Below are 24,878 nucleotides of genomic sequence, written 5' to 3'. Positions count from 1 at the left end.
TTGCTGTACCGACAAGCTTTGCCAGGCCTGCCGCTACTTATCGACAGCAAAAAACGAACCCGGTCAGGACAGATGTGCCGACAAGGTGTAGCAGTCTTTTTATCGGACAAGCTTTATGCTGGATAAAAAAGCCTCCATCGGTGCATTAGCCGTCAGAAAGGTGGATTCCATTGAAAAAAAATTCCGGACACTATAGCGTTGGTATGATTGCGGCTGTTCTGATCGGCCTGTCCGCAGTCTGTCCGTTTGCTTCCATTCAAGCGGCCTCCTCAGCAACCCAAGACCACAACGCAAACCCGTCACCCTCTTACGAAGCAACTTCATTGGTTTCCTCATCGGAACCCACGAACAAGAACCAAGATGGGAAGCAGGGGCAAATCGAGGCAACTACTGTAAGCCCTTCCCTTTCCCCAGGTAACTCTTCTGCAAGTCCTCCTGCTCAGGAACAAGGGGTTCCAACGGACGTAAAGCGGGTTTCCACCGATACGGTGCAGTCGCTATCCACACAGCCGTCTTTTGCCCAGTGGAAAGATGCCGAGCTTAACTACCACCCGCTCGGTCCCGGAACACATAGCTGGCTCGTGCAGGTGAATCGTGCAGGAGAATACATTGGCTACCTGATTATCGGGGCAGATCATAACGGCGCTTATCAGCTTAATGAATACGGAAACGGGCCAGGCGGGCCGTACAGTATGAATTTACTCCGCCAATCCCTTAAATCCCTCCCAGAAACCAAACTTTCCTCCATTGACAAGCTGCAAATTACCCCCATGTATGAGGAACCGCTATTAGCCTACTGGCTGGTGCGTTCCTCCACTGGCATCGAAGTGTGCATCGACGCTTTTACGGGGGATCCATTGCCTGCGGAGGTAGCTGATGGGAGTTGGAAAAACAAGCTCCACAGCAGTACAATTCCTTCATCTGCTCTCTCTCTGAAAGCAGATGCACAGGCGATTACCCTTTCGGCTGAGCCTTTTGATCCCTATGACGATCTTAGTTGGCTTCTACCCAAACAAAAGCTTTCCATCCATAACGTACAGCAGTTTACTAACACACTGAGTGAATCATCACGTATCGTATTTTCTGCTACAGACATAAATTTCGCTTTTGGCGGCCCCTTAGCTATTAACGGATATCAGTCCTGGAACCCTTCGCATGGTCTCTCTCATCCTATTATGTATGCGGTAACCTGCCGCACCGGGCTTTCCCGCTTTGTCCCGCTGGATCAGCTGTTATCTGGCGGTGGATTTTATCGTATGCACTCCTATATAAACTGAACTTAAAAGTTTCTATCGTGCCACTGTGCAGCCGGATGGTGCTTCCCATCGCGACCGCTTCGCTTGTACAGCACCATTACGCCTACTCCGTTTTTATGTTCATTTTTCGAGTTCGTTTTATAGCCATTAATTAATGCAATCACCTTGATCATTTCTATAACACAAAAAGAGACCTCAAACGGCATTCCGTATGCCTCTTGTGGTCTCTTTGGCGATTTTAATGTCGTTCCTTTCGCCCTTTGCGTGCGGATTTAATCCACATATTCAGAGCGAGCGGCAGCATTCCGAACCATTTGTATACCCATGGCTCTCTTGATTGTTTACGGCTACGGCGTACATCGCGTGGCGTTTCCATATACCGAACAATTCGTTGCGTAATGTATGTCACCAGCTCGTCACTCTTGGCCATCCTCCGCGACCTCCTTTAATCTGCATCCCTGACATTATGTTCGCATTGCAGGAAAACATTAAATTCACGCGTTGGATGCAGATAAGTTTAGCTTGCTCATTTTCCAAAAAGTCTAACCCTGCGGGAATAACTATGCATGGTTTCCCTTAAATGGTACATACTATCTTAAACAAAATCGTTACCCGAAGGCTAATAATTTTGTTTAAGGCAGCTATGCTGCTTGGTTATAGTTGTTTATGTCTTTGTTAGCTTGTTTATGTCTTGAGTACCTGAATATCAAATTAATCAATCCGTCTATTGGAGGAATAGAACGTGCGAAAAGAAAAGCTAAACATCATATGGCTAATAGGAATGGGATTGAGTTTAAGTATCCTTTGCAGTGCTGTATTTGCCTCCTTTGCCTATGCAAGCGCCCAGCCCGGCGAAAAAAGCACCAATCCGAACAAGGACACAGAAAGTCAATCCAACGTACATTCGTCCTATCACGCTTTTGCCAAACCCGTTGTAATCATAGACGTTGGTCATGGAGGCGTGGATGGTGGAACGAGCCATAAGGGTCTTTTGGAAAAAGATATTAATCTCGCAATTGGTCAAAAGCTATATCTGATTTTACGCTCTCAGGGCTATCCTGCGGTCTTAAACAGGGACAAGGATTATGCTCTAAGCGACGATAACCGTTGGCTGCAATCCAAATCCCGACATCTGAAAGACCTGGCCCAGCGTAAGAGCCTGACAGAACAGCTGCCCACCGCTTTAGTCGTCAGTCTGCATGTGAATTGGACCAAACGTGCCGAAAAACGGGGGCCGATTGTTTTGTACCAGGACGAAGGCAGCAGCTATCTGTTGGCAGAACGGATTCAACATTCATTGAACCGCTTATTCTGCATGAACAGAGAAACGGTTTACGGAAAACCCTTCTATCTTCTGAACAAAATCCAGCATCCCTCTGTAATCGTGGAAACCGGATTCATCAGCAATGAACAGGACAGGGCCATTCTTTCGGGGGACCGCGGTCAAAAAAACGTCGCAGAAGCGATAGCCGAAGGCATTATTGCTCATTTGACGGTATGGTAGTGTGGGGTGGCAGGAGCTCCCTTCCATCCCCATACGGAACGTACCAAATCACTAATGCCCACAAACTTGGCGTGATCTTTTAGCGTGGGAACCGATGAATGGAGTGCCGCGGACGTGTACATGCCGGATACACCAACATGACCAATCGTTACACAGGTATCGTGCTCGTCCACCCATTCTCCCACCTTGGTCAGTTGCCGATTCACATGGGCGAGTGTATGGGTATCATCCAGAAAAATGTCATTGCGCACCGGTGGCATTCCCTTTTCTACGGCCAGCTCAGGCACTACTGACCAATAGTTCGTACGGCTGTCGACAAAAAATAGTCCATGCTCCTTGCAAACATCCAGAACAATGGACATAATGCGTTTGTCTGAGGTGACCTTGGAGCCCATGTGATTATTCATACCTATCGCAAAAGGGACTTCCTTAATGGCTGCTGTCACCTTGGCGCGTACTTCTTCATCCGACATATTCGCCTTAATCGCTCCAGGTCCAAGCCATTCGGGTTTTCCCTGCTTTGGCTCCATTGGAAGATGCACAATGACGTCATGACCACGCTTGTGAGCTTCCATGGCATCCTGCTTGGTGGAAGGCAGAAACGGCATCACCGCAACCGTAATTTTAACCGGCAAATTTAAAATTTGCTCTGTCCCTTTCATGTTGTTGCCCATGTCGTCGATAATGACGGCCACCATCTTTTGGTGCTGATCCTGCTTACCCGTAGCGCTCGCTACATCCATGCTCCAGACATTACCGCATACCGTAAACACAAGACCCACCACAATACAGGCAGTTAAGTTTTTTTTCATTCTCAGATTTTGGAAAACCACCTGTGCACAGCTTGGCTCTTTACGGCTGCGAGTAGCCTGTATAGCCTTCTTTATGACGTTTCTCAGGTTCTGCTTCGTTCGTTTACTCATTCAGGTCAGCCTCCTTCTCTGTCCCTTCATTGTGTGAGTAACGAGGCCTAAATATGTATGGGCAGACCCAAGGGGGTATCCCTGATCTGCCTTACGTACGCAAAATGTATGCTAAACCTGCTTACCAGTTCTGATGTATAAACTCATCACGACCCGATTGGGCGCGGTCTTCCTTGTAATGCTTCACATTCTTTTTGTGATAATCCTGATGGTAATCCTCTGCCGGATAAAATATGGAGGCCTGAAGAATTTCCGTCACGATGGGCTTGTCAAAGCGTCCGCATTGTGCCAATTGTTCCTTGGATTGCAGTGCGAGTTCCCGTTGCTGCTCCGTGTGGTAAAAAATAGCGGGTTTGTACTGTGTACCCCGATCCTGAAATTGACCTTCCCCGTCTGTGGGGTCCGTTTGGGGCCAATACAATTCGAGCAGCTTTTCATAAGGAAACAACTCAGGCTCAAAAGTAATCTGCACCACCTCGTAGTGACCTGTACTTCCTGTTTTAACCTGTTCGTAGGTCGGATCGGGAATCGTCCCTCCAGTATAGCCTGAGACAATGCCATGAATGCCCGGCTGCTCCTCGAACGGAGTCACCATACACCAGAAGCATCCTCCTGCAAAAGTTGCTTTCTCCATCTCTCAACCAACCTTTCAATAGCTTCATCATAAAGTGCGTTATTCTCTATCATATCTTAAAGGGGAACCTTATAAAAGAAATTTTCTCCCTTTACAAACCTCAACCGATATCCGTATTACATAGTCGTCCGGATTTTTTTCTGCGAAATAGCTGAGCAACTCCACCGCGTACGCATTTCCGCATACAGCCTTCCCATTACTCTCTATATATTTTCTTATAATGGAATACGTTTCTGACATTGTTTCATATGATCCTCTGTGATTCATGACTGCATAGAGCCCTTGGGGTTTGGTGATCATTCTCTCCCCCAAAATCGGAGCCTTGAGTTTATTGGCAATATAGTCCGTATAATAATCGCCTGACTCAAAACGATCCTTGCATAAAATCGTCCAGATCGGAAACTCGTAATCAATAAAGTGATTTTCGCAATAATCTCGATGTTCGCTTAATTTGTGAGCAAACTCCTTATCACCATCTCCCTGTTCCAATGGTGTGGCAATGAAATATTCCTCTTCACATTCCTCAATCGACGGCCCATCGTGTAACTCTCCGTTAGCTTGCTCCGTCATTTCAATGGCGCCTTTCAAAAGGCCTTGCAACCGTTTTATTCTAATCCGTTCTACTTCCAGGTCATGCAGTTTCTGTTTGAACAGTTCTATGAGTAGAGGCGTGTTCTGATTCTGAATAAATCCCTTGATTTCCTGTAGTGAACTCCCCGCCTTCTTCAGCACATTAATAATATCAAGCGTGTAACATTGCTGAATGGAGTAATAACGATAGCCTTTTTCGTTTGTGAATTCTGGTTTTAAGAGTCCAATCTCATCATAATGGAACAGGGTATGTTTGGTAACTCCGCAAGTTTTGGCAAGCTCACTGGTAGTAAAGTATTGGCTGTGACTTTTTGACATAACTCTTCCTCCGTTATGATTTTAGAAACCTAATAATTTTAGTATACCCCATGAATTTTCACTTGAGTATACGGTAACCCTATAGTTTAAAGTTTTAAATGCAATACCTTAAATTTGTATTAACGGAGGAAAACATGTCTAAATTCAAACGTTGGATGATTCTGGCTATCGTATCAAGCGCACTTTTACTTATTGTAATGGATATGACCATCCTTTACACGGCATTGCCAAGCCTAACCCATGACCTCGGTGCTTCCGCGTCAGAAAAATTATGGATTCTGAATGGGTATTCGCTCGTTATGGCGGGTCTGCTGCCAGCAATGGGAACGCTTGGGGACCGATTGGGTTATAAAAAAATCTTTACCCTCGGTTTGCTTGTATTTGCTGCTGCTTCGCTTACTGCCGCCTTTTCTCCCGTGCCCTTTGTATTAGTGGCATCTCGGGTTCTTCTTGCAGTCGGAGCGTCAATGATGATGCCCGCTACCTTGTCAATCATTAGGATTACATTTACTGATGAACGCGAGCGTGGATTAGCGATCGGAATTTGGGGCTCCGTTTCCGCAGGAGGTGCAGGACTAGGTCCTATCGTCGGCGGGCTTCTTTTAGAGCATTTTTGGTGGGGTTCTGTATTTTTGATTAACTTGCCAATTGCGATCATTGCTTTTGCATTAACTCTGATTTATGTTCCAAAACATGCGGGCAATAAAGAGAAAAAATGGGATCTTACCGGTTCCATCCAAATCATGATCGCCATGGTGGGACTCATCTATTCTATCAAAGAGTTTGCCCGTCGTGACGGGTCTCCAATATTGGCCGTAATAGGTGCGGTTATCGGCGTCTTGGCACTTATCATCTTTATCCGTCGTCAAAATAAAAGCGCCAGCCCTCTTATTGATCTTACTTTATTCAAAATTACAAGGTTCAGCACCGGATTTATAACTGCCTTGGTGGGTGCATTTGCACAGATGGGGATTCAATATATTGTAACCCAGCGTCTTCAACTGGTGGAAGGTCTGTCGCCTCTCCAAGCAGGACTGTACACGATAAGCATACCGATTGCATCTCTCATTGCCGGCCCGTTAACCGGGTCCATATTGCATCGCTATGACGTTATCCGTATTAAGAGCTTCTCTCTTCTGATTGCGGGTCTGGGTATGGGCATCTATGTTATGCAATTTAATTCAGGCATTGCCGGGCAGATCCTTGGATTGGCCCTGCTTGGTGCAGGCTTGGGAGCAGGTATGACAGCGGCATCTCATTCCATTATGAACTATGCCCCCCCTCAAAAAGCAGGTATGGCTGCATCCATTGAGGAAGTTGCCTATGAAATGGGGGGAGCATCGGGGATAGCTATCATCGGAAGCATGTCAACCCTTGTGTATACACTGGCTATGAAAGTCCCCTCGGGACTCCATGTTCCTGCGAATGTGAAAGACAGCCTGGATGAAGCACTCCTGGTTGCAGAGGGTTTGCCTGCACAGGCTGCAGAGGCATTGAAAGCTGCAGGCCGTTCTGCTTTTGATCAATCCTTTTTTGTTATCATTGTGGGTGTAACAGCATTTTTGGTTGTAGCTTCGCTAGTAGTCCGTTTGGTAGGGGCGCGCTCAAAGAAAAAAGGAGATGCTGAGTCCTGATACAGTTAATTTCATACAGTTAATACTAAACAACTGCCGCTATATCTTACGAGCGGCAGTTGTTTTATTCGTTATTGTCTAAACAGCAGCATTTGCTGATCAAGGTGAGTGATTTGAGTCCACAATGGCCAAAAGTTATGAACACCTGAATTATAGCTTAAAGATTTCTTCGACACAGGTCTTGAGCAACAGCTTAATCTCTTAAGCATATAAAAAGGTCCGTAAGCTGCTACAAAAGCAATTCACGAACCTGTATATTATAAGATGATGCGGTCGAGAGGACTCGAACCTCCACGGGGGTTAGCCCATACGGACCTGAACCACGTATGCGATTGGGATCCTAGCGGAATATAAGTCAATGGAACGGAATTAAAAAACCGTCAAAACCCTTGTAAAATCAAGGTTTCTGACGGTTTTTTCGTCTAATTCAAGCGCCCGGCAGGTCGGCAAAATGTGGTCGATTTTGGACGTTTGAGAGAACTCGGAGAGAACGACAACCGAACCAGCCCACTCTCTGCCATTGACAAATTAACGAAGCGACAGCTTCGGGGAGGCCTTTCTCCTCCCCTGACCAATACCTTCATTCTATGGGGAATATTGACCTCATTCCGAGCAATAAAGTCATCCTGTACGAGCTAAGCCCTCACACCATATAACCATTCCTGCCACATAGATGCAGTATGGCTCCTTATTCCCCGTATTTCTTCTTATAATGGCTTAGGGTCAGAAGCGGCCAGATGTAACGATAGCTATGATAATGAGAATAGAAGTTACCCGGGAGCCCGGCGCCCGTGGGATATGCGGTCGGCCAATCGTCGTTTTGCAGCAATTCCATCAACTTATATATTCCTCTATTTACGGCAGCAGACGGCTGCGGCTGAACCGCGATGAGTGCATCGAGTGCCCACGCAGTTTGGGATGGCGTGCTTTCCCCTAAGGGCATGTATTTCATCACCCGGTCGCTGGTGCAGGATTCACCCCAGCCCCCATCCGAATTCTGAATCTGCAAGAGCCATTCCGCTCCTTTTTGAACCGAAGTATGGTCCGCCGGGAGCCCGGCAGCCTCTAAACCAGTCAGTGCCGCCCAAGTGCCGTAAATGTAACAAATCCCCCATCTTCCAAACCATGATCCGTCTTTCTCCTGATGGGAGATCAGCCAGTTGACCCCCCGTTTGATGAAATCGTGCCTCGTGTCGAATCCGCAACAATTTCCGAGGTATTCCAATGTGCGTCCAGTAAGGTCGGCTCCCGAAGGGTCGATAGCGGCGGACTTGGCACCATCTATGGCCAGCCATGTGAGCATTTTCTTATTGGTGTTTTTTTCGAACGCAGGCCAACCGCCGTCTTTATTTTGCATAGACATAACCCAGTTTAGTCCCCGAGTGGATGAGTCACGATATTTAGGATCCGAACGGGACAGGCAGTGAATCGCTCTTAAAGCGGCTGTTGTGTCGTCTACATCGGGATTTAAGGTATTGGTCTCGGAGAATCCCCAGCCGCCAGGAACCGTATCCGGATTATGAACACTCCAATCCGCCGCTTTGTCCTGTTGTCTGGATAAGAGATAGGCTGCCGACCGCTGCACGGCCTCATGATCCCCGGCGACGCCGGACTCCTGCAGCGCATAGGAGATCAAGGCCGTATCCCAGATCGTTGAGGGCGAATTCTGAATGGTAGCTTTACCGTCAAAGCGGTACTGCATCTCTGTCAACCCTTGAACGGCCTTTAAAATAAGCGGATGCCGTTTATCATAGCCCAGTGCAAGCAGGGCAAAAACCATGAGAATGGTGCTGCTCGCATAACTGTATAGGGTGCCATCCGATTCGATTCGATTCAGCATGAACTGCTCCGCCTTGTTTAGAGCTGCTTCATGGATATAACGGGGAGTTCCGAGAAGTCTGCTGAGACCGATACGTATGCTTTCCGCGATCTCCCGGTGCTCCTGAGGTTGCGGCTCATCGTCATCATAGCGTGAATCGAACAGATCGGATACAATGGGAGCCTTATTCGTTGATATAGAGAAATTCCGGTCCGCCATGATCAGCATAGGGATCAGATGGATGCGGGAATAACCTGAGAATTCATACAGATTAATTGGCATATAGGCAGGAAAAAGGATGATCTCCAGCGGTATGAACGAGATCGATGCTGGCCATTTGCGCTGCCCCGTTGCAGCGAGAATCGCCTTTGTCAGAATGCTGGTCGATTTCCCCGGTCCACCTTGCGATTGGATGTAACGCCTGGCCCGCTCCATCGACTCGTCCGTCGGTTCACTGTACCCGGAATAGAGCAGGGCATAATAGGCATCAATTGAAACGGATAAATTACCTTCTTGCTCGTCCCGGTACCAACGCCAACAGCCTTCCGGCTGCTGCTCCACAAGGATGCGATCATGCAGACGCCGGATCAGCTCTTCATTCTGTATATCCAATATCCGAAAGAGGATCATGACATAAGCATCCATCGTCACCCCGTTCTCAAAGCAAAAATGCCATGATCCGTCTTGATGCTGCTGGCGCATAAAAAAGTTCTTCAGCTTCCTTGTCCCCTCATCGACCGTGCTCCGTGCATCGCCCATTCTCTTGTACCTCCATATAACGTCATGATGTACATTATATGAACGCCGGTACGAGGAAATGATGTGCCGCTTGCTGTCGTCTGACGGTTAAGCATTAAACACCAAAAAGGCCCCATACCATTTCAGGACTACAGACTCTTTTGTTGGTGCGATATAAAGTTGGCTTTTTCAGAAACAGTCATGATACTCCTTGCTATTATAGAATGTCCAGCCAGATTTTGAAATCCGTCGCCAGAAACAAATCAAAAGCAAGACCGCATTTACAGTCATTCTCGTACTTGGCGATTTAGACGCTTACACCAATGCAGCAAACATTCATGAGGGGTTACATCTGGGTGTCATGAGTACCACTTTACATATCCCGAATATGCAAAAAGCTCCTGAATCTCCACAGGGGAAATTCAAGAGCGTTCATTGTTAAGATGATGCGGTCGAGAGGACTCGAACCTCCACGGGGGTTAGCCCACACGGACCTGAACCGTGCGCGTCTGCCAATTCCGCCACGACCGCATATATGTTGTCGTTTGTCCTCGAAAGACCAATCTTTCTTAGCGACAAGATAGATCATACCATGCTCATAAGAAGAAGTCAAACACTTTATATTTCCATTCCCTCTTGATAAATTAGAAATAATACACTAAAATAAGAACATAAGTTCTTAAGAACACTAGTTCTTTTCGTTCAGTCAGATATGGAATATCATCACATTTTCCTAAGGCGGTGAATGGTTATGATCTCTTCAGTTACTACTCAGAATGAATTGTCTCTTGTGAAAAATTATCTGCTCCTTACCTTTATTCAAAAGGTATTTGAGCGGGACAGTCTTATTCTTGAAGAAAGCGGTATGCTGAAAACGCCTGATCTTTATGTCGAAATGGTTAACGCAGGAGTAGATCGTACCGGAATCTTACTATCTGAAATAAAACATGAATTTAATAAATGTCATATTCGTGTTTTGGACATACAACAAAACCACTCAGGCGTTCACGCCACCTATATAAGTAAAGGAAATAAAGAGCAGTTCAGTATGGCTATGCCTGTATTCCGCAAAGAAATGTATGAACGAATGCGCGCTTATCTGGGGCTCTCAACCTCTATGCCTCATACAGCTGCCTCCCCTTTACCCGAAAAACTTCGCCCCGAGTTTCCAGACAGCCGCTCAGCTTCCAAGCCCCTACGGTTTGTTGAACGAAGTCTGGTTACATCCTCCTCGGCCTATAAGCGTAAATCGCTTCGCCCTGCTGCTTCTGCCGCAAGCGGAAGTGCATAATCCCCGCACAGTCCGCAAACAAAAGAAGCTTCCGCAGACACCAACCGTGCTCGGAAGCTTCTTTACATAAACATCAGCTATCGTTATCCATTCCTACCCGCTATGAACGGTGTATGAAGAATTCCCATAAATCATTCGCTTTATTGCAGCGCCTTCTGCACACGAGTAACCCCTTGGCTAAGAGCATGTCCTCCGCCTACCGCTGCGGCTACAGCAATGGTCTCCATAATCTCCTGATCACTAGCTCCTTTGGACCGAGCCTCGTCCACGTGATAAAACGTGCATACCTCATTATTGGCACACAAACCAATACCTAGCGCGATCAGTTGCTTGGTCTTTTCATCCAGACTCCCGGCTTGAAAACACTCCCCGGTGAAACGGTGATATGCATGAACTACCTCCGGCAGCTTATCTTCCAAATGACTGATTTGATCCTTATACGCATGTATTTTCTCATTCATAACCGTCAAGACACAGCACACCCTCTCATATGGAGTATATTCTTATGTACTGTGTCCGGTTTACAGGCTGCATATGCCATCAACACGTACACCTATTTTATCCAGTCACTTCAAACCCTTTTATCCAGCCAGCCCGAGACCCATTCGTCTAATCCAGTTCTATCGGATTGTGTCGGGGTTCGCTGAACGACTGATATGTATAGCTGCGATCCAGCTTGACCACACGCCGATTCTGGCGGCGGATAAGCACCTGTTCCTCGTCCCACGCCAGCACTATGCCTACCACATCGTTGGACTCCAGCCCATCCCGCACGACGCGCACCTTCTCACCGGAGAGCCGATAGGCGTCTAATTCTTCATCATTAATCATCCCTGTCCCCCCTTATACAATCGTTTCAATCGTTTCTAACACGGCAGCTATCATTTATGCACATTAAAAAGTTTAAAAAGAGACCTAAACGAAATCATTTAGGTCTCTTCCCGCTTACTACTTATATGGATTGCCAACAGAGCGACAAATTATCCCGACTGATTTACACTGTGATCATGTTCTTTTGTATCGTTCTTCTCATACCAGAAGTCCAGCACTTGTGCAGACAGCACTCTCTGATCTACGTATTCCACTTGGTGGGCAGTAAATTCTTCTTTCCAAGAGAAGGACAATTCTTCGCATAAGTTAACCAACGTCAACAACTCAGACCAGGCCACATAGCGTTTGTACCAAAAAAACTGAGGATGTTCAATCATATAGGGGTATAAATCGTCAAATTCCGTATGCTTACAATCCAAGGCACGTTCAAAATGTACTTTAGCCGCTGCCAGTTTTTCCAGAAAAAACTGTTCGGTCAATTGCTCTTTCCCCATGTTGCTGCCTCCTCTCCCAAAACCTTAACTATATTATAAGCGAAATCGAAGCTCATGCAAAGGTTATTATTAGAAATAAGGATCAGCAGCTTTTGAATTGTTACTATTCGGCAAACTCAATCTTGCCGTCAGTTAACGATGAAATTCTGACAAGCGACTCTACCCGTATACCCTGCTCACGTATCGTTCTCGCCCCGGCTTGGAAGCATTTTTCCACGGCCACGCCGAATCCGACCAGCTCCGCACCGGAGCGCTGAATGATTTTGACCATACCTCTTGCGGCATCACCATTGGCGATAATATCATCAATGAACAGAACACGGTCATGCTCATGAATAAATTGACGGGACAGCATAATGTCCGTGACAATGCCTTTCGTAAAGGAAGGCACACGTTCGCATAATGCGTCCGGGTCGGCCAATAAAGTCTTTTTGCGGCGGGCAAACACCAGCGGTACACCCAACTCCAATGCTGTTGCGAAACCTATGGCAATACCCGAGGATTCCACGGTTACCACTCTCGTAATATTCTCTTCCCGGAAACGGGCTGCGAACTCTCGTCCCATTTCCATCGTCAACTCCGGATCCACCTGGTGATTAAGTAAACCATCCAGCTTCAACACCTGATCCGACGCAACGACGCCTTCTTTTAAAATCCGTTCCTTTAATACTTCCATTCCATGACCTCCCACGGCATTCCTATGCGGTAAAAGTACCATACATCACCTGACGCTTTCAAGCCATAGCTTGCTTTCCCATACGGTCATGTGACATTTTTTTTGCGCTTATTCCAAAACCACGCGACTATTCCTCCCAAAATAATCAGAAGAATAACCGCCAGCCCTACCCGATGCGTCACCTTTTCCATCAGCCTTGCGACCTGTTCCCAGCGCATACCCACCGCATGTCCAATCCCCAGAAAAGTACCGCACCACAGCAGTGCTCCTGCTGATGCATAAATGATATAGCGAAAAACACCTAGACGGGTTGTACCTGCCAGATATGAGGACACATGTCTCAAGCCGGGAACAAAATAACCGAACAGAATCCCCCAGGTGCCATAGCGCCCGAACCAATTTTCGGAAGAGGCAATTCTTGAGGGTGTAAGCCTCACCCATTTACCGTATCGGTACAACAGCGGCTTACCCAGCAGACGACCTAGCGTGTAGCTGACCATCATGCCCGTCATACTTCCAAAAAATGTAACCGCCAGCGCAGCAATAAAGTTGTAGTGTCCTTGTGACACGAGCCCACCGAAGGCGATCATCAGCACTTCGTCGGGGATCGGCATACCAGCTACTCCAAGGGCAAGCAAGCCGAACATTGCCAAATATCCATATTCCAGTATCCATGCAAGGATTTGACCCATAAATTACGCTCCCGTCAAGCTATTCATTGAATGCACTATAATTATTTCAGTCTCATACAGTCATGTCCCATTTCAGTTGAACATAGTTTGTATTATATGCTCGCTACAGCGTTATTCAAGCAGGCAAGGAGGGACTGGGGATGAAACGTAATATTCATGTTTTGCAGATTGCTTTTACATACATCGGAACAGTCGTCGGTGCCGGATTTGCTACCGGACAAGAAATATTGCAGTTTTTTACACAGTACGGACGTTGGGCTACACTCACCATCATGCTGTCCACACTCATATTTGTATGGCTGGGTACGAAAATGATGCTGATCGCTCATGATATTTCGGCCCGGTCCTATGAGGATCTGAACAGACACCTTTTTGGCACCAAAGTCGGAAAATGGATCAGCTGGTTCACGCTCATTATATTGGTCTGCGTCAACAGCGTCATGCTGGCAGGCGCCGGCTCCGTTTTCGTGGAACGCCTTCACCTGCATTACCAGACCGGACTGCTCATTACACTCATTGGAACGTATCTGCTCCTGAGTAAAGGCATCAAGGCTATCCTGCATATGAACACCATTGTTGTCCCTATGATGATGATCATGTCTATCCTGCTTGTTCACAGCACACTCTCTATGCCAAATCCCCAGAGCTTTATTACAAATACGTCCGATTATAGCATGCTGCGAGCTTGGCTTTCTCCGCTGCTGTATACTTCCTTCAATCTGGCAATGGCCCAAGCAGTGCTTGTACCACTCGGCAGCCAAACCTTCTCCCGCAAAACGATCCGCTGGGGCGGGATTTTGGGCGGGATCGGCGTCGGGTTTATGCTGATGTCTGCTCACTTTGCCATGTCGGCACATATGCCGGGAATTCGGCAATTTGAGATCCCGATGGGAAGCATTGCTTACCGTCTGGGGGCCTTGGTCGAAATCATTTACATTTTACTCATTTTCATGGAAATTTTCAGCACCTTCGTGGCCGACATTTACGGTGTCAGTCTGCAAATCCGCCAGCATATCCAAATTTCACCTAAGCTCATCACACTATTCATTATGCTCACATGTTTTCTAATCAGTCAGTTTGGTTTCAGCTCACTGCTGTCTGTTCTATATCCGATTTTCGGGATACTTAGCCTGATGTGGGTGGGCAAGCTGATCATGGCAGGACGGGGGGGACACTTCCGTTCCTCGCGTCCTCGCTCCAGCTTCCGGCATTCTGATTCAAAAACAGGTGATACACGCCATGGTTAGTGCTGGAATTTCAAATACATTTTCTTTAGCTCATTAACAGCCCTGCTCAGGGAATAGCTCGATTTAGCCTTGTCGCAAGCAGATCGCGCCAGCTCATAACGATAGGCAGGGTCTGCGATGACCTTTTCCAATGCGTCTGCCAGTGCCCTCGGGCTGTCGGGTGGCACAAGCAGACCATTTACCCCATCCTCAATTTGCTCCGGTATTCCTCCTACCTCTGTACCTACCAAAGCCAAACAGCTCAAAGCTGCCTCCGCAAACACGGAACCAAAGGCTTCCGCTCGTGAAGGCAAAACAAACACATCAAAGAAAGGCATAAACTCTTCCGGATGAAGCGTGTATCCATAAAAGATCGTTTCATGGTAAATATCTAACTGCCGCGCCAGCTCTTCCAGCTCGGGTCGAATGGGACCATCTCCGATAATATGCAGCACATAATTCTGATTTCTCTTTTTCAGCTCGGCACAGGCCTGTAACAAAGTATCCAGCCCTTTGGCAGGGACAAGGCGACAGACAGTTATAAGCTGTGTCACTTCATTTTCATGTGGTATGGGCTTGAAGCGCTTCTCATCATATCCATTCGGAATGACCACAATATCTTGCGGATTTTGTACATACGGCATCAAGTAATGCTGGAAAGAGCGGGATACTGAAATCAGGCGATCCGCCTTATGCTCCAACTCCCGATACAAGGACACCAGAAATTGATGCTCAGGCCCGTTCTCCTCTATTTTACCGTTTAGAATTAACTCCTTCTCATAAGAAGAGTGAATCGTCTGCACGAGCGGGATGTCGGGAAAAACAGTTTTCATAGCAATCCCGGCAATCGGGTGATGAGCATGAATGAGATCAAAGGGCTTCTGAATGCGAAGCCGGGTCCACCACAAATAGTCACGGTACGTCTGTATATATTTTTGGACAATCGAATATTGTTCATATTGCGTCCAGTCAAAGGTATCAAATATTACTTCTTCCCTGCCCTTGTTGCGAATTCGTTTAGGGATTGAAAATAGCTCCATTTCCCAACGCGGGGACATAAATCGCTCTTGCAGATATGGAATCATAGATGAAACGCCGCCCGGTTGCTCGGGTGGGAAAAAGAGAGCCTGTAGCAATTTCATGACGTGCTTCCCCTTTCAAGCGTTGTACTGCCCGGAACAAAGGTTGTATGTATAGGTTTCCGGATTTTCTGAAAAATGATATATTGAGAATAATTGCTAAGTACAAAAGAAAATTATAACATTTTAAATGGAATAAATCCTGTCTATTGTATCGGAACCATATTGCCCGTTCAATAGACTCACTATCTATACAGATGGAGTCGGTGACGTTGACGTTGTTGTCCTTATCGGGAACCTTCGGTTTCCCATCTCTGGCCGGGGCTGTAAGTGCCGCCTGCGGTTTGTATATTATACTCATGATGGCGCTGATGTGCGTGATCATATATAGCAGACAGCGAAAAAAAGCCTATATCCTTTTTTCGGTTGCCGCTATTTTTATTATGACATATGAAGCCATGAATCTCTATTCGGCAGGTGGCGGCAAAATGCCGCTACAAGGAATCGTGTGGCAAAATACGCTGGAGGCTGCTGCCTTTGTGCTTACCAATGCCGCCGTATTTCAGCTCTACCGGAAGCTAAAACGTGCGGGAGCATGGTCTTTGCTGTTGCTGGGAGCGCTACTGATATTGCCGGTTGGCGCATGGGCTGCCGGAATACTACCCAGTTGGATCAGCACAGCAAATCTCGTCGGGTTCACCCTGCTTTATCGACTCATTGTGCTTACTTTGAGCCTTGTGTTCATCATCCCACGAATCGGTCAGCCCAAAAAGTTTGCGCTGGGCTTACTGTTCTATTTACTTTGGCTTGGATGTCTGTGGTTGCGAGGTGACATTCCGGCAGAAAAAGGTGCAACAAGCACAGTTCTATGGATGTCATTTTTGCCATTGCTGTATTACACTACGTTGTTTCTAATCCTGTTCGAACGGATTGTGGAGCTGCTTCAACGGATTTACCGTTCCTCCATTACTGATGGTTTGACTGGGCTGTATAACCGTAAATACTTTTCGGGGCGATTGCGGCGATATATGGAGCAGGGAATCCGCGTGTCGGTCATTTTTTGCGATATTGATAATTTCAAAAAGCTGAATGATACACAGGGCCATGCCCGCGCGGATGATGTGCTTAAACAGGTTGCACAGATTATGGAAGAAGAACTGGATGAAATCGGACTGACCGGAAGATACGGCGGCGAGGAACTGGTCGCGATGGTCGTTGATCGGCGGGCCAAGGTCGGACAGGTCGCGGAAAGAATCCGTGAACGGGTCGCAGATGAAAGCATTGTGACCATCAGCGTCGGGCACAGCACGTTAAAGAAGGAAATGAACCCGGATGAACTGGTTAAACAGGCTGATCAGGCTATGTACATATCCAAAACAACAGGTAAAAACAAGGTCACGGCTTATACGGCAGCAGAAGTGAAAAAAAGCCGTGCAGCACGCGCACAATAAACATGCAGTCTGCCATATGTTAGCTGTAAATCATAGTCTGTACAGTAAAATGACGCACAGGGAACTCCCATAAGAGCCTGTGCGTCATTGTTGCTTCCCCTACTCCCATCAAGCCTCTGACGTTGCAGATGCCAAATCCCGGCCGATCCATGCCAGCTCCTCGTTTGTCAGCTCACGATAGCTGCCCAAGGATAGCTGATCATCCAGCGTTAACGGACCCATCGCCGTTCTTTTCAAATACGTAACCTTTTTGCCAACCGCCTCAAACATGCGCTTCACCTGATGAAACTTTCCTTCATGGATCACAAGTGAAATGTATGAAATGACTTCTTCATCTGTCTCTTGTGCTTTTTCATGACGAAGAATGGTCAATTGGGCCGGAAGGGTGACATAGCCGTCATCCAGCTCTACCCCTGCTGCAAATTGACGTACATCCTCTTCCGTGACATGTCCCGACACCGTAGCCTCATACGTTTTGGGAACATGTCGCCGTGGAGACAAGAGTTCATGCGCCAGCTTACCATCGTTCGTTAACAATAGCAGTCCTTCCGTATCTTTATCGAGCCGTCCTACCGGGAAAGGCTCAAAATGCCGTTCCTCCGCACTCAGCAAATCCAGCACTGTCTGCTCTCTTGTATCCTCTGTTGCGGATATAACGCCCGGCGGCTTATGCAACATGATATAAATGTATTCCCGAAAAACAACCCGTTCCCCGTTCACTTCAATCTGATCGTTGTAAGGGTGAACCTGCCAGCCGCTATCCTTGGTGGTTCGACCGTTCACGGTAATCATCCCTTGCTTTACCTGTCTCTTGATATCACTGCGCGAACCATAACCCATATGGGTTAGAACCTTGTCCAAACGCTGCGTCTGTCTTCCCTTCCCACTCATACTGATGTCCACCTCCAGCCTGTAGGGTATTCATTTTTGAGCATACCGTCCTGCCATTTTCCCCATCCGACAGAATATCCGTCAATGCATACGAGAGTGTAACCTTTGGGCTGTGCTTCGTTCTGCAGCGTCATTCGCTGAGCCGGGATGGATAGCGTTTCACCTTTCAAATAACGGATGGCATCCGTGTCTGAACTGGAGAGGTTTATACTCCTGACCGCCTCAGAAGGGCGCAAAGCCACCGCCAGCGGATGCGAAGGGACAAACCGACCATTCTTGTCTGTTCCCATAAACCAGCCCGGACGGACCACCTTAAGCCCGTCCAGACGATAGGATTCCAGCGGCGATTGATAAATCCGATCTCCGTAGACTACCGTATGGCCTGTAAATGACGCCTCAAGCTGCTCCTGTAAAAAATAGCGATAGGACTCCAGTACATCATGTTGTCCGCGTCCATCCCATTTTGCCGCATCTTTACCAGAACGAGACTTGTTGTTCCCGAAACCGCGTGCATTCGTTCCTTTACCCGATTTCCCGTCCATCCCTTTTCCATTCCGTTTGTAAACACCAGTTGCAGATCTGCCCTTTCCGTTTGCCATTGGCGCTTCCTTGATGGACAGCCGCTGATTATCCGCTTTAGCTGTACGACTGCCTTGATGCTGCAACACAGCGATAAAATGACCCTCACCCTCTATAAGATGGGGCCAAAGGCGTGCCGTTCCACACAGTTCCGGATGGGCTGCCGCGACCGCTTCACTCACCCATTCCGGGTGACCTGAAGCAAAGCCCGTTCCTGAAGAAGCAGGAACAACGTCAAAATCAGGATGTGCCTCCAGAAACTCTGCGATCATCCCTTCATTTTCTTCCGGTGCAAAGGTACAGGTCGAATAAACAATTCTTCCCCCGTCACTTAACATAGATGCTGCCACTCGCAAAATATCCCGCTGCATAACTACACATTTGTCCACCGAATGGTTTTCCCATTGCTTCGCCATATCCTCATCCTTGCGAAACATCCCTTCTCCCGAGCAAGGAGCGTCAATTAATATTTTATCAAAAAAATGCGGGAAGGCATTTGCGATTCGATCCGGGCTTTCATTCAGCACTACGGCATTTCGCACACCATATAATTCCACATTTTTGGCCAATGCCTTGGTTCGATCTGCGCTAATATCATTCGTTACGAGCAGACCGCTTCCTTGCAGCTTGGCCGCAATTTGGGTCGATTTCCCGCCCGGTGCAGCGCACAAGTCCAATACAGCCTCACCCTGAGCAACATTTAGCAATTCTACCGGAGACATTGCACTTGGTTCCTGCACATAATACAGTCCCGCATGATAATAAGGATGTAACCCCGGCTTTGTGCCGTACGGAACATAAAAACCTGTATCACACCACGGAATTGGCCGCAGTTCAAACGGCGAAATCGCCTTAAACGCCTCCACCGAAATTTTTAACGTATTGACGCGTATCCCGGCATGAGGCGTATGGTCATAAGCAGCCATAAAAGCCTCAAACTCGTCGCCGAGCAGTTGCTCCATGCGCTTCACAAATGCTGTAGGGAGCTGTACACCCATAATTTTAATCATCCTGTCCTGTTAAAATAAAATTTATTGTACCATAACCAACCTGTTAAGCTGCAATATCCGTGTGATTTACAAACTTTCACTACAAGCTGTAATGTTGTATAATAATGAGATTCATAGCTACATATTTTGTATTTTGATGGGAGAGATTGCATTGAACACCCAAAAATCCAACAAAAAAAAGCTTATACCTGTCATTGGCTTTTTTGTTGTGCTCGTCATTTTGCTTGGGGTGCTGCTCGCTTTGAATTCAGGCACCAAAAACAAGCTGTATGGCGTTTCCACAGCCTCGTTAAAGCCTGCCACCCAAGAGCTGCTGAATGATCCAAACTATCAGCAGATTATTAAACCGGAGGATCTGCAAAGCAAAATTGACAAAAAAGAAAACTTTTTCGTCTATAATTTTGCATCCGACTGTGTACATTGCCGCGCCACCACTCCCAAGCTAATGCCTTTGAGCAAGCAGGAGAACATTACCATGCACGAATTTAACCTGCGTGAGTATGAGGACGGCTGGGACAAATACAAAATTGAGTACACCCCTACACTCATCTATTATGAAAAAGGCGTGGAAAAAGAGCGTATGGTAGGTGGTTTGAAGGAAAGCCCTTCCGACAACGGCTATACACTCGACGATTTCAAAGCCTTTTTTGAAAAATATAAAAAGAATGTAACTTCCTAAACAACCTCCTAAATGACGTTCACACGGCTAAGGCTACTGAACGATAAAGCAGCCCGATCCCCTGAAACGGATCGGGCTGCTTGCTTTCATAGACACGCCTCAGATTACGTCGTGCCCTTCGTACCAGGCGAGGCAGAGCAGGAGCTGCGGCCCGCCTGTCTGCGCCTCACAGAAGCCTCAAGCGCCTGCTGACGCTGCTCATGCTTTTCCCCACGCCGCGGGCCTCTCTGCTGCGGGATATTGGCTGGTATGGACGACGATGCGTCCTCCACGGCCTGACGCAGCCCGGGATTGACGATTTCAATCGTCAAATCCCGATAAACTGGCGGCTGGCGCTGGAGATCTGCCGAGCCACCTACAACAGCCGCGGCAAGCTGGCTGGCGCAAGCGCGCGCCTCGTCCACCAGCTTCACCATGTTAATGCCCAGCGCCTGCGGAGACGCATGCTCCAGCTTGTGTACCGCGCTGTCCAGCATCATATGTCCGCCTCGGAAATTTCCGTTGCGAAAATGATACAGCCCTACAGCAATTTGCAGCAAACCTTTATATACAGGGTCACGGTCCAGCTTTAGCCACAGCTCTTCCAGTACCTCGTGACATTCAAAATAATCCCGATCCCGATTGAAATATACCAAATAAGCCACGTATAACGGTTCATAGGAAACGTTCACCATTTAATACTCATCCCTGTCGTCTTCCTTGGTAGAAGCTACCAGCAAATCCCTGACTTCATCATGGAGCAGCTTGATCCCTTCCATGTCGTGCCGTTCCCACAGCTCATTGAACCTGCGCTGCGCATCAATCGTTTCACTGATCTTATGGTAGAAATACAGACGGTGCATACCCGTCAGCACCTTGGATACGATATTCGCTTCATCCTCGAACTTCTTCTGCGCTTCTAATATTTCAAGACGCATCGAAGACATTTCATTATCCAGTACAAAGGCCGCCTCAGCTGCCTTTTTCAACCGTGTCCGCATATTATCCGGTAAGCTTTCACGATACTTATAACTGAGGGAATGTTCGATGGTTGCCCAAAAATTCATGGCTAAGGTACGGATCTGAATTTCTGCCAGCACAATTTTTAATCCAAGCGCTGTCTGCACTGGATATTCCACAATCATATGAAAGCTGCGATATCCGCTATCTTTATAATTGGTGATATAGTCCTTTTCATACAGTACAGTCAAATCCTTGCGTCTTCGAATATACTCGGCTACCCGCCGGATATCCTCAACAAATTGGCACATGATGCGGATTCCTGCAATATCCTCGATTCCCGTCTCCAGCTGATCAGAAGGAACCTGTAATCTCTTCGCTTTATCGAGGATGCTTGATATTTTTTTCACCCGTCCGGTTACGAATTCGATAGGAGCGTATTCCTCGCGCTTTTTCAGCTCCGCACGCATTGTTTTGAACTTGACCTTAAGCTCCTCCACCGCCTGATCATATGGCAGCAAAAATGTTCCCCAGTCTCTTCCGTCCATCCCCGTACCTCCTGTCTCTTCCGACAACACTTTTTTATCTGTGATCTGCACCAACAGCCTCGGTAATGTGTCTAAAGCCGTCCTTTCGCAGCAGCTCACGCAGACCGGCATGTAATGTCCGGTTCACTTCCGGTCCCTCATAGATCAATGCTGTATAAATTTCAATCAGGCTTGCGCCTGCTTTAATTTTGTCGTAAGCATCACGACTGCTGAAAATGCCGCCCGATCCGATAATCGGCAGCTTGCCATCTGTTTGGCGATACACTCGTCCGATGACCTCTGTAGAACGGTCACGCAGCGGCTTACCGCTCAGCCCGCCCGTCTCACTCGCATTCCGGTGCGTCAGGCCAGCCCTCGAAATTGTCGTATTCGTCGCAATGATACCGTCTACTCCACTGGCCGCAATCGCATCTGTCATATATTCCAGTTCCTCATCTGATACGTCCGGCGCAATTTTGACCAGTACAGACTTGGCTCCGCCATACTTCGTCGCCTGTACTCCCATCTCTGCTCGAACAGCTTCCAGCAGCGATTTCAGCTCACTGCCATGCTGGAGCTTTCGTAAATCCGGCGTATTCGGTGAACTAATATTCACTACAAAAAAGTCCGCATACGGATACAGCGCGGAAATGCACTTCTCATAATCCTTATGGGCATCCTCATTAGGCGTGTTTTTGTTTTTACCAATATTAACAGCGACCGGAACAGGCCGATGTTTTAGCGCAGCCAGACGTTTAGCCATGCTTTCCGCACCCAGATTGTTAAAACCCATCCGATTCACTAACGCCTCATCGGGAGGCAACCGGAACAAACGAGGGCGGTCATTGCCGGGCTGTCCCACAGGTGTCACCGTGCCCACTTCCATAAAACCAAACCCGATCGAGGAAAAGCCGGCAACTGCCTCCGCATTTTTATCCAATCCCGCAGCCAGTCCAATCGGGTTGGGAAAATGAAGGCCGAACAGATCAACCGCAAGATCCTCCGTTTCCTTGACTCCGTACATTCCCCGCAGCGTTGCTGTTCCACCGGGAAGCGCCCCCGCATACTTCAAGCCATCAATGACGACATGATGGGCCGTCTCTGGACTCATTTTGAAAAAAACAGGTTTCACAATCCTTCGATACAACACGATTCATCCACTCCGTTCTATGCCCTTGCGCAATCCTAAAAAAACATCTCTACAAAATAGTTTAGCTTTTTCCATACCAAAAAGAAAGTAATTTGCGACGTGCAGTATCAGGAACAATTCGTTTGTCATGGAGATGTCATTGAAAATGTATAATCAAACCATTTACAATGGACATAGTAAGACAGGGCTATAGCCCGTCAGAAAAGAGGGATTGCTGATATGAAGACCAAGCGCAAGCCGCCAAGTCTGCAAAAGAAAAAGGACGAGGTGAACAAGAAAGCGATTGTATGGACCGCCGTCAGTTTTGTTCTCCTCATCATTGTGATTGTTCTGGTCGTTATTTTGGCACAAGCAGGAAATCGTTAAACTTCATGTAGCAATAGCATCTAAAGCTAATTTAGCCAGTGATAGGTTTTGCGGGGATTCGTCTGGTCGTGCTGCGGCTCAGTTGTAAATCGGGAGCCAGGCACAAGCACTTGATCAGGCAGTCCCCCGTTACCAATGACCACCTCTGTACCTGAAGGTACGAGAGCAAATAACTCCTCCACATCCTCTTTGCCCATGCGAACGCAGCCTAGCGACTCATTTTTGCCAATGCTGTCCGACTCGTTGGTGCCATGGATGGCATAATTCGTTGCAGACAGCTGCATACCTCGGCTGCCAAACTCACCGTTGGACTTACCGTTCGGATTTACAACTTTATCCGTAATCACAAACTTCCCTTCCGGAGTTCGATCTCCACCCAATCCGATAGGATAATTGCGGATCAGCACATTACCACTCACCAATCCGAGCCTGTGCTTCGACTTGTCTACCACAATCCGCAACGGCTGCCCTAGAAAAGGCCGTCCATACAGCGACGACGTCAGCAAAGGACTGCTTTCAGCCGACGAGCCAGCTTGTTGGCTTGCTGCTCCTTTAGCCCTCTGTCCCTGTGAAGCAAGTAAATTACGCATAGGTGTAAAAGCCTTCTTCATTCCGTCTGTCGTACCGTACATCATATTATCTGGAAAGCTTCCGGTCAGCTCATCGAGACTTTGAGGAAGACGTTGATGCTGCGTACGAAAAGCACGCATGGAGCTATTCAGCACAGCCAGTTCTTCCTGTCCCACAGCCCATTGCAGACCTGTTTTTCGAAGCTTTTCACTGTCCGACGGCTTACAAGCACACGCTGCTGCGTCGTAAGACTGGACAGCCAAGCCTCCATTTCCTTTGTTTTGCAAACTAAGCAGCGGCTGCATACGATCTCTCCAGAGCATCCAAGAACCGCTTTGCTCCATGCCCAGCACTGTGGTCTCGGCTGGTAGACGACTAACCTTTGCCAACATATCTGCAAGTGCCGTTCCTGCTGAACTGCCTGTGCGCGCTTGGGCGGTAAACACGCCACCAGCACCAGGCCCACCGATCTGAGCCACTTCATTCGGGTCAGAAGTCTGTACTCCTGCCACTTGGACATTGTCGGCTGCCACAGGCTCTCTTCCTGACGGAACGGATGCACTTTCCCTCGAATGGCCCGGCGAATTGGCTGAAGGCACCCATATCAGAAGAAGTACCATCAACGTAGTTAACAAATAACGCGTTCGAGCCGTTCTCCGCGCCTTCTCCTTAGACATCTGAACCAGTTTATCCTGATACTCCATCCATACGTCTGCCGGAATCTGTTTATGCTCGAAGGCTTCGAACACTTCCCCCGCGCGATTGAAGCAATAATTTGCTTTGCCCTCCTGACCGCTGCTCTCATACTCTTTTCCGAGCAAATACCAAGCCATTTTATTATCAGGGTGCATTTTTACATACGATTTAAGATGAGGCGAATGATTCATCGGATCCTCCTGATCGTGTAGTCTTGCCCTATTATTTACTATGTATATCGGCCAAAATAGATCATATGGATAGCACATAAAAAAACAGCACCGACAGCACCTTTTCACCGTTGTACGGCAAAG

25 protein-coding genes, 1 tRNA gene and 1 pseudogene are annotated in these 24,878 nt (G+C 47.6%); 8 read left to right on the top strand and 19 right to left on the bottom strand.

The window, feature by feature from the left end; all coding sequences use genetic code 11:
• Positions 1–170 precede the first annotated feature (170 nt).
• Positions 171–1,277 carry a hypothetical protein gene (locus ABIA61_RS00845; protein ID WP_283655503.1) on the top strand — a complete coding sequence of 369 codons (1,107 nt, stop codon included), beginning with the start codon at positions 171–173 and terminating at the stop codon, positions 1,275–1,277.
• A gap of 2 nt (positions 1,278–1,279) precedes the next feature.
• On the opposite strand, the gene ABIA61_RS00840 is transcribed toward ABIA61_RS00845, so the two are convergent.
• Both ABIA61_RS00840 and ABIA61_RS00835 read right to left on the bottom strand, forming a co-directional pair.
• On the bottom strand, positions 1,280–1,462 hold the full coding sequence (locus ABIA61_RS00840; protein ID WP_283655502.1) for a hypothetical protein: 183 nt from the start codon (positions 1,460–1,462) through the stop codon (positions 1,280–1,282).
• 32 nt (positions 1,463–1,494) lie between these two features.
• Positions 1,495–1,686 carry a YqzE family protein gene (locus ABIA61_RS00835; RefSeq protein WP_025685457.1) on the bottom strand — a complete coding sequence of 64 codons (192 nt, stop codon included), beginning with the start codon at positions 1,684–1,686 and terminating at the stop codon, positions 1,495–1,497.
• A 312-nt stretch (positions 1,687–1,998) separates the two neighbouring features.
• Here ABIA61_RS00835 and ABIA61_RS00830 point away from each other — a divergent pair, with 312 nt between their 5' ends.
• Positions 1,999–2,760, top strand: coding sequence for an N-acetylmuramoyl-L-alanine amidase (locus ABIA61_RS00830; RefSeq protein ID WP_283655501.1), 762 nt, complete (start codon positions 1,999–2,001; stop codon positions 2,758–2,760).
• Here ABIA61_RS00830 and ABIA61_RS00825 read toward each other — a convergent pair.
• From ABIA61_RS00825 to ABIA61_RS00815, 3 genes and pseudogenes are all read right to left on the bottom strand, one after another.
• Positions 2,735–3,683, bottom strand: a pseudogene (locus ABIA61_RS00825) (divergent polysaccharide deacetylase family protein). The gene ABIA61_RS00830 and the pseudogene ABIA61_RS00825 overlap by 26 nt on opposite strands.
• Before the next feature lie 121 nt (positions 3,684–3,804).
• On the bottom strand, positions 3,805–4,317 hold the full coding sequence (gene msrA / locus ABIA61_RS00820) for a peptide-methionine (S)-S-oxide reductase MsrA (RefSeq protein WP_283655499.1): 513 nt from the start codon (positions 4,315–4,317) through the stop codon (positions 3,805–3,807).
• 69 nt (positions 4,318–4,386) lie between these two features.
• Complete coding sequence (locus tag ABIA61_RS00815; protein ID WP_283655498.1) at positions 4,387–5,226, bottom strand: MerR family transcriptional regulator; 840 nt, start codon at positions 5,224–5,226, stop codon at positions 4,387–4,389.
• A gap of 134 nt (positions 5,227–5,360) precedes the next feature.
• Here ABIA61_RS00815 and ABIA61_RS00810 point away from each other — a divergent pair, with 134 nt between their 5' ends.
• Positions 5,361–6,860, top strand: a complete 1,500-nt coding sequence (locus ABIA61_RS00810) for an MFS transporter (protein ID WP_404520952.1) — start codon at positions 5,361–5,363, stop codon at positions 6,858–6,860.
• Positions 6,861–7,548: 688 nt separating this feature from the next.
• On the opposite strand, the gene shc is transcribed toward ABIA61_RS00810, so the two are convergent.
• Both shc and ABIA61_RS00800 read right to left on the bottom strand, forming a co-directional pair.
• Positions 7,549–9,438 (bottom strand): squalene--hopene cyclase, encoded by a 1,890-nt coding sequence (shc, locus tag ABIA61_RS00805; RefSeq protein WP_404580195.1) that lies wholly within the window; start codon positions 9,436–9,438, stop codon positions 7,549–7,551.
• A gap of 426 nt (positions 9,439–9,864) precedes the next feature.
• Positions 9,865–9,948: transfer RNA gene (locus ABIA61_RS00800), tRNA-Leu, on the bottom strand.
• Between the two features lie 220 nt (positions 9,949–10,168).
• Between ABIA61_RS00800 and ABIA61_RS00795 the strand changes: the two genes are divergently transcribed.
• Positions 10,169–10,708: a YhjD family protein gene (locus ABIA61_RS00795; protein WP_283655495.1), complete on the top strand. Its 540-nt coding sequence runs from the start codon at positions 10,169–10,171 to the stop codon at positions 10,706–10,708.
• Between the two features lie 140 nt (positions 10,709–10,848).
• Here the strand turns inward: ABIA61_RS00795 and ABIA61_RS00790 are convergent, their stop codons facing one another.
• From ABIA61_RS00790 to ABIA61_RS00770, 5 genes are all read right to left on the bottom strand, one after another.
• Complete coding sequence (locus ABIA61_RS00790; RefSeq protein WP_283655494.1) at positions 10,849–11,178, bottom strand: carboxymuconolactone decarboxylase family protein; 330 nt, start codon at positions 11,176–11,178, stop codon at positions 10,849–10,851.
• Between the two features lie 139 nt (positions 11,179–11,317).
• Positions 11,318–11,539: a hypothetical protein gene (locus ABIA61_RS00785; RefSeq protein WP_283657806.1), complete on the bottom strand. Its 222-nt coding sequence runs from the start codon at positions 11,537–11,539 to the stop codon at positions 11,318–11,320.
• Positions 11,540–11,688: 149 nt separating this feature from the next.
• Complete coding sequence (locus ABIA61_RS00780) at positions 11,689–12,033, bottom strand: hypothetical protein (RefSeq protein WP_007429850.1); 345 nt, start codon at positions 12,031–12,033, stop codon at positions 11,689–11,691.
• 103 nt (positions 12,034–12,136) lie between these two features.
• Positions 12,137–12,709, bottom strand: a complete 573-nt coding sequence (locus ABIA61_RS00775) for a xanthine phosphoribosyltransferase (protein ID WP_025686483.1) — start codon at positions 12,707–12,709, stop codon at positions 12,137–12,139.
• An 86-nt stretch (positions 12,710–12,795) separates the two neighbouring features.
• Positions 12,796–13,401: a DedA family protein gene (locus ABIA61_RS00770; RefSeq protein ID WP_283655493.1), complete on the bottom strand. Its 606-nt coding sequence runs from the start codon at positions 13,399–13,401 to the stop codon at positions 12,796–12,798.
• Positions 13,402–13,541: 140 nt separating this feature from the next.
• On the opposite strand from ABIA61_RS00770, the gene ABIA61_RS00765 reads away from it, so the two are divergent.
• The gene (locus ABIA61_RS00765; protein ID WP_283657805.1) at positions 13,542–14,648 is read left to right on the top strand and encodes a YkvI family membrane protein; all 1,107 of its coding nucleotides are present in this window, start codon (positions 13,542–13,544) and stop codon (positions 14,646–14,648) included.
• On the opposite strand, the gene ABIA61_RS00760 is transcribed toward ABIA61_RS00765, so the two are convergent.
• The gene (locus ABIA61_RS00760; protein WP_283655492.1) at positions 14,645–15,769 is read right to left on the bottom strand and encodes a glycosyltransferase family 4 protein; all 1,125 of its coding nucleotides are present in this window, start codon (positions 15,767–15,769) and stop codon (positions 14,645–14,647) included. The genes ABIA61_RS00765 and ABIA61_RS00760 overlap by 4 nt on opposite strands.
• 194 nt (positions 15,770–15,963) lie before the next feature.
• Here ABIA61_RS00760 and ABIA61_RS00755 point away from each other — a divergent pair, with 194 nt between their 5' ends.
• Entirely contained in the window at positions 15,964–17,157 is a 1,194-nt protein-coding gene (locus ABIA61_RS00755; RefSeq protein ID WP_404580194.1) for a GGDEF domain-containing protein, read from the top strand.
• A 108-nt stretch (positions 17,158–17,265) separates the two neighbouring features.
• Here the strand turns inward: ABIA61_RS00755 and ABIA61_RS00750 are convergent, their stop codons facing one another.
• Positions 17,266–18,048, bottom strand: a complete 783-nt coding sequence (locus ABIA61_RS00750) for a pseudouridine synthase (protein ID WP_283655490.1) — start codon at positions 18,046–18,048, stop codon at positions 17,266–17,268.
• Complete coding sequence (locus tag ABIA61_RS00745) at positions 18,045–19,625, bottom strand: RsmB/NOP family class I SAM-dependent RNA methyltransferase (RefSeq protein WP_283655489.1); 1,581 nt, start codon at positions 19,623–19,625, stop codon at positions 18,045–18,047. The genes ABIA61_RS00750 and ABIA61_RS00745 overlap by 4 nt, the downstream gene beginning before the upstream one ends.
• Positions 19,626–19,788: 163 nt before the next feature.
• On the opposite strand from ABIA61_RS00745, the gene ABIA61_RS00740 reads away from it, so the two are divergent.
• Positions 19,789–20,316: a thioredoxin family protein gene (locus tag ABIA61_RS00740; RefSeq protein ID WP_404580193.1), complete on the top strand. Its 528-nt coding sequence runs from the start codon at positions 19,789–19,791 to the stop codon at positions 20,314–20,316.
• Between the two features lie 104 nt (positions 20,317–20,420).
• On the opposite strand, the gene ABIA61_RS00735 is transcribed toward ABIA61_RS00740, so the two are convergent.
• The 3 genes from ABIA61_RS00735 to ABIA61_RS00725 are packed head-to-tail and all read right to left on the bottom strand — an operon-like array spanning position 20,421 to position 22,932.
• On the bottom strand, positions 20,421–20,990 hold the full coding sequence (locus ABIA61_RS00735) for a DUF309 domain-containing protein (RefSeq protein ID WP_283655488.1): 570 nt from the start codon (positions 20,988–20,990) through the stop codon (positions 20,421–20,423).
• Complete coding sequence (gene yjbM, locus ABIA61_RS00730) at positions 20,991–21,803, bottom strand: GTP diphosphokinase (protein WP_283655487.1); 813 nt, start codon at positions 21,801–21,803, stop codon at positions 20,991–20,993.
• A 34-nt stretch (positions 21,804–21,837) separates the two neighbouring features.
• Positions 21,838–22,932: a quinone-dependent dihydroorotate dehydrogenase gene (locus ABIA61_RS00725; RefSeq protein ID WP_044646355.1), complete on the bottom strand. Its 1,095-nt coding sequence runs from the start codon at positions 22,930–22,932 to the stop codon at positions 21,838–21,840.
• Positions 22,933–23,151: 219 nt separating this feature from the next.
• Between ABIA61_RS00725 and ABIA61_RS00720 the strand changes: the two genes are divergently transcribed.
• Positions 23,152–23,298, top strand: coding sequence for a hypothetical protein (locus ABIA61_RS00720; protein WP_283655486.1), 147 nt, complete (start codon positions 23,152–23,154; stop codon positions 23,296–23,298).
• Between the two features lie 26 nt (positions 23,299–23,324).
• Here the strand turns inward: ABIA61_RS00720 and ABIA61_RS00715 are convergent, their stop codons facing one another.
• A complete protein-coding gene (locus ABIA61_RS00715) occupies positions 23,325–24,755 on the bottom strand; it encodes a L,D-transpeptidase (RefSeq protein WP_404580192.1) in 1,431 nt (476 codons plus the stop codon).
• Between the last annotated feature and the right edge of the window lie 123 nt (positions 24,756–24,878).

Origin of the sequence: Paenibacillus sp. RC21, from assembly GCF_044907935.1 — a bacterium.
Taxonomy (GTDB): domain Bacteria; phylum Bacillota; class Bacilli; order Paenibacillales; family Paenibacillaceae; genus Paenibacillus; species Paenibacillus terrae_A.
Note: the sequence above shows the minus strand (reverse complement) of the source record. Positions and strands in the feature narration are given on the sequence as shown.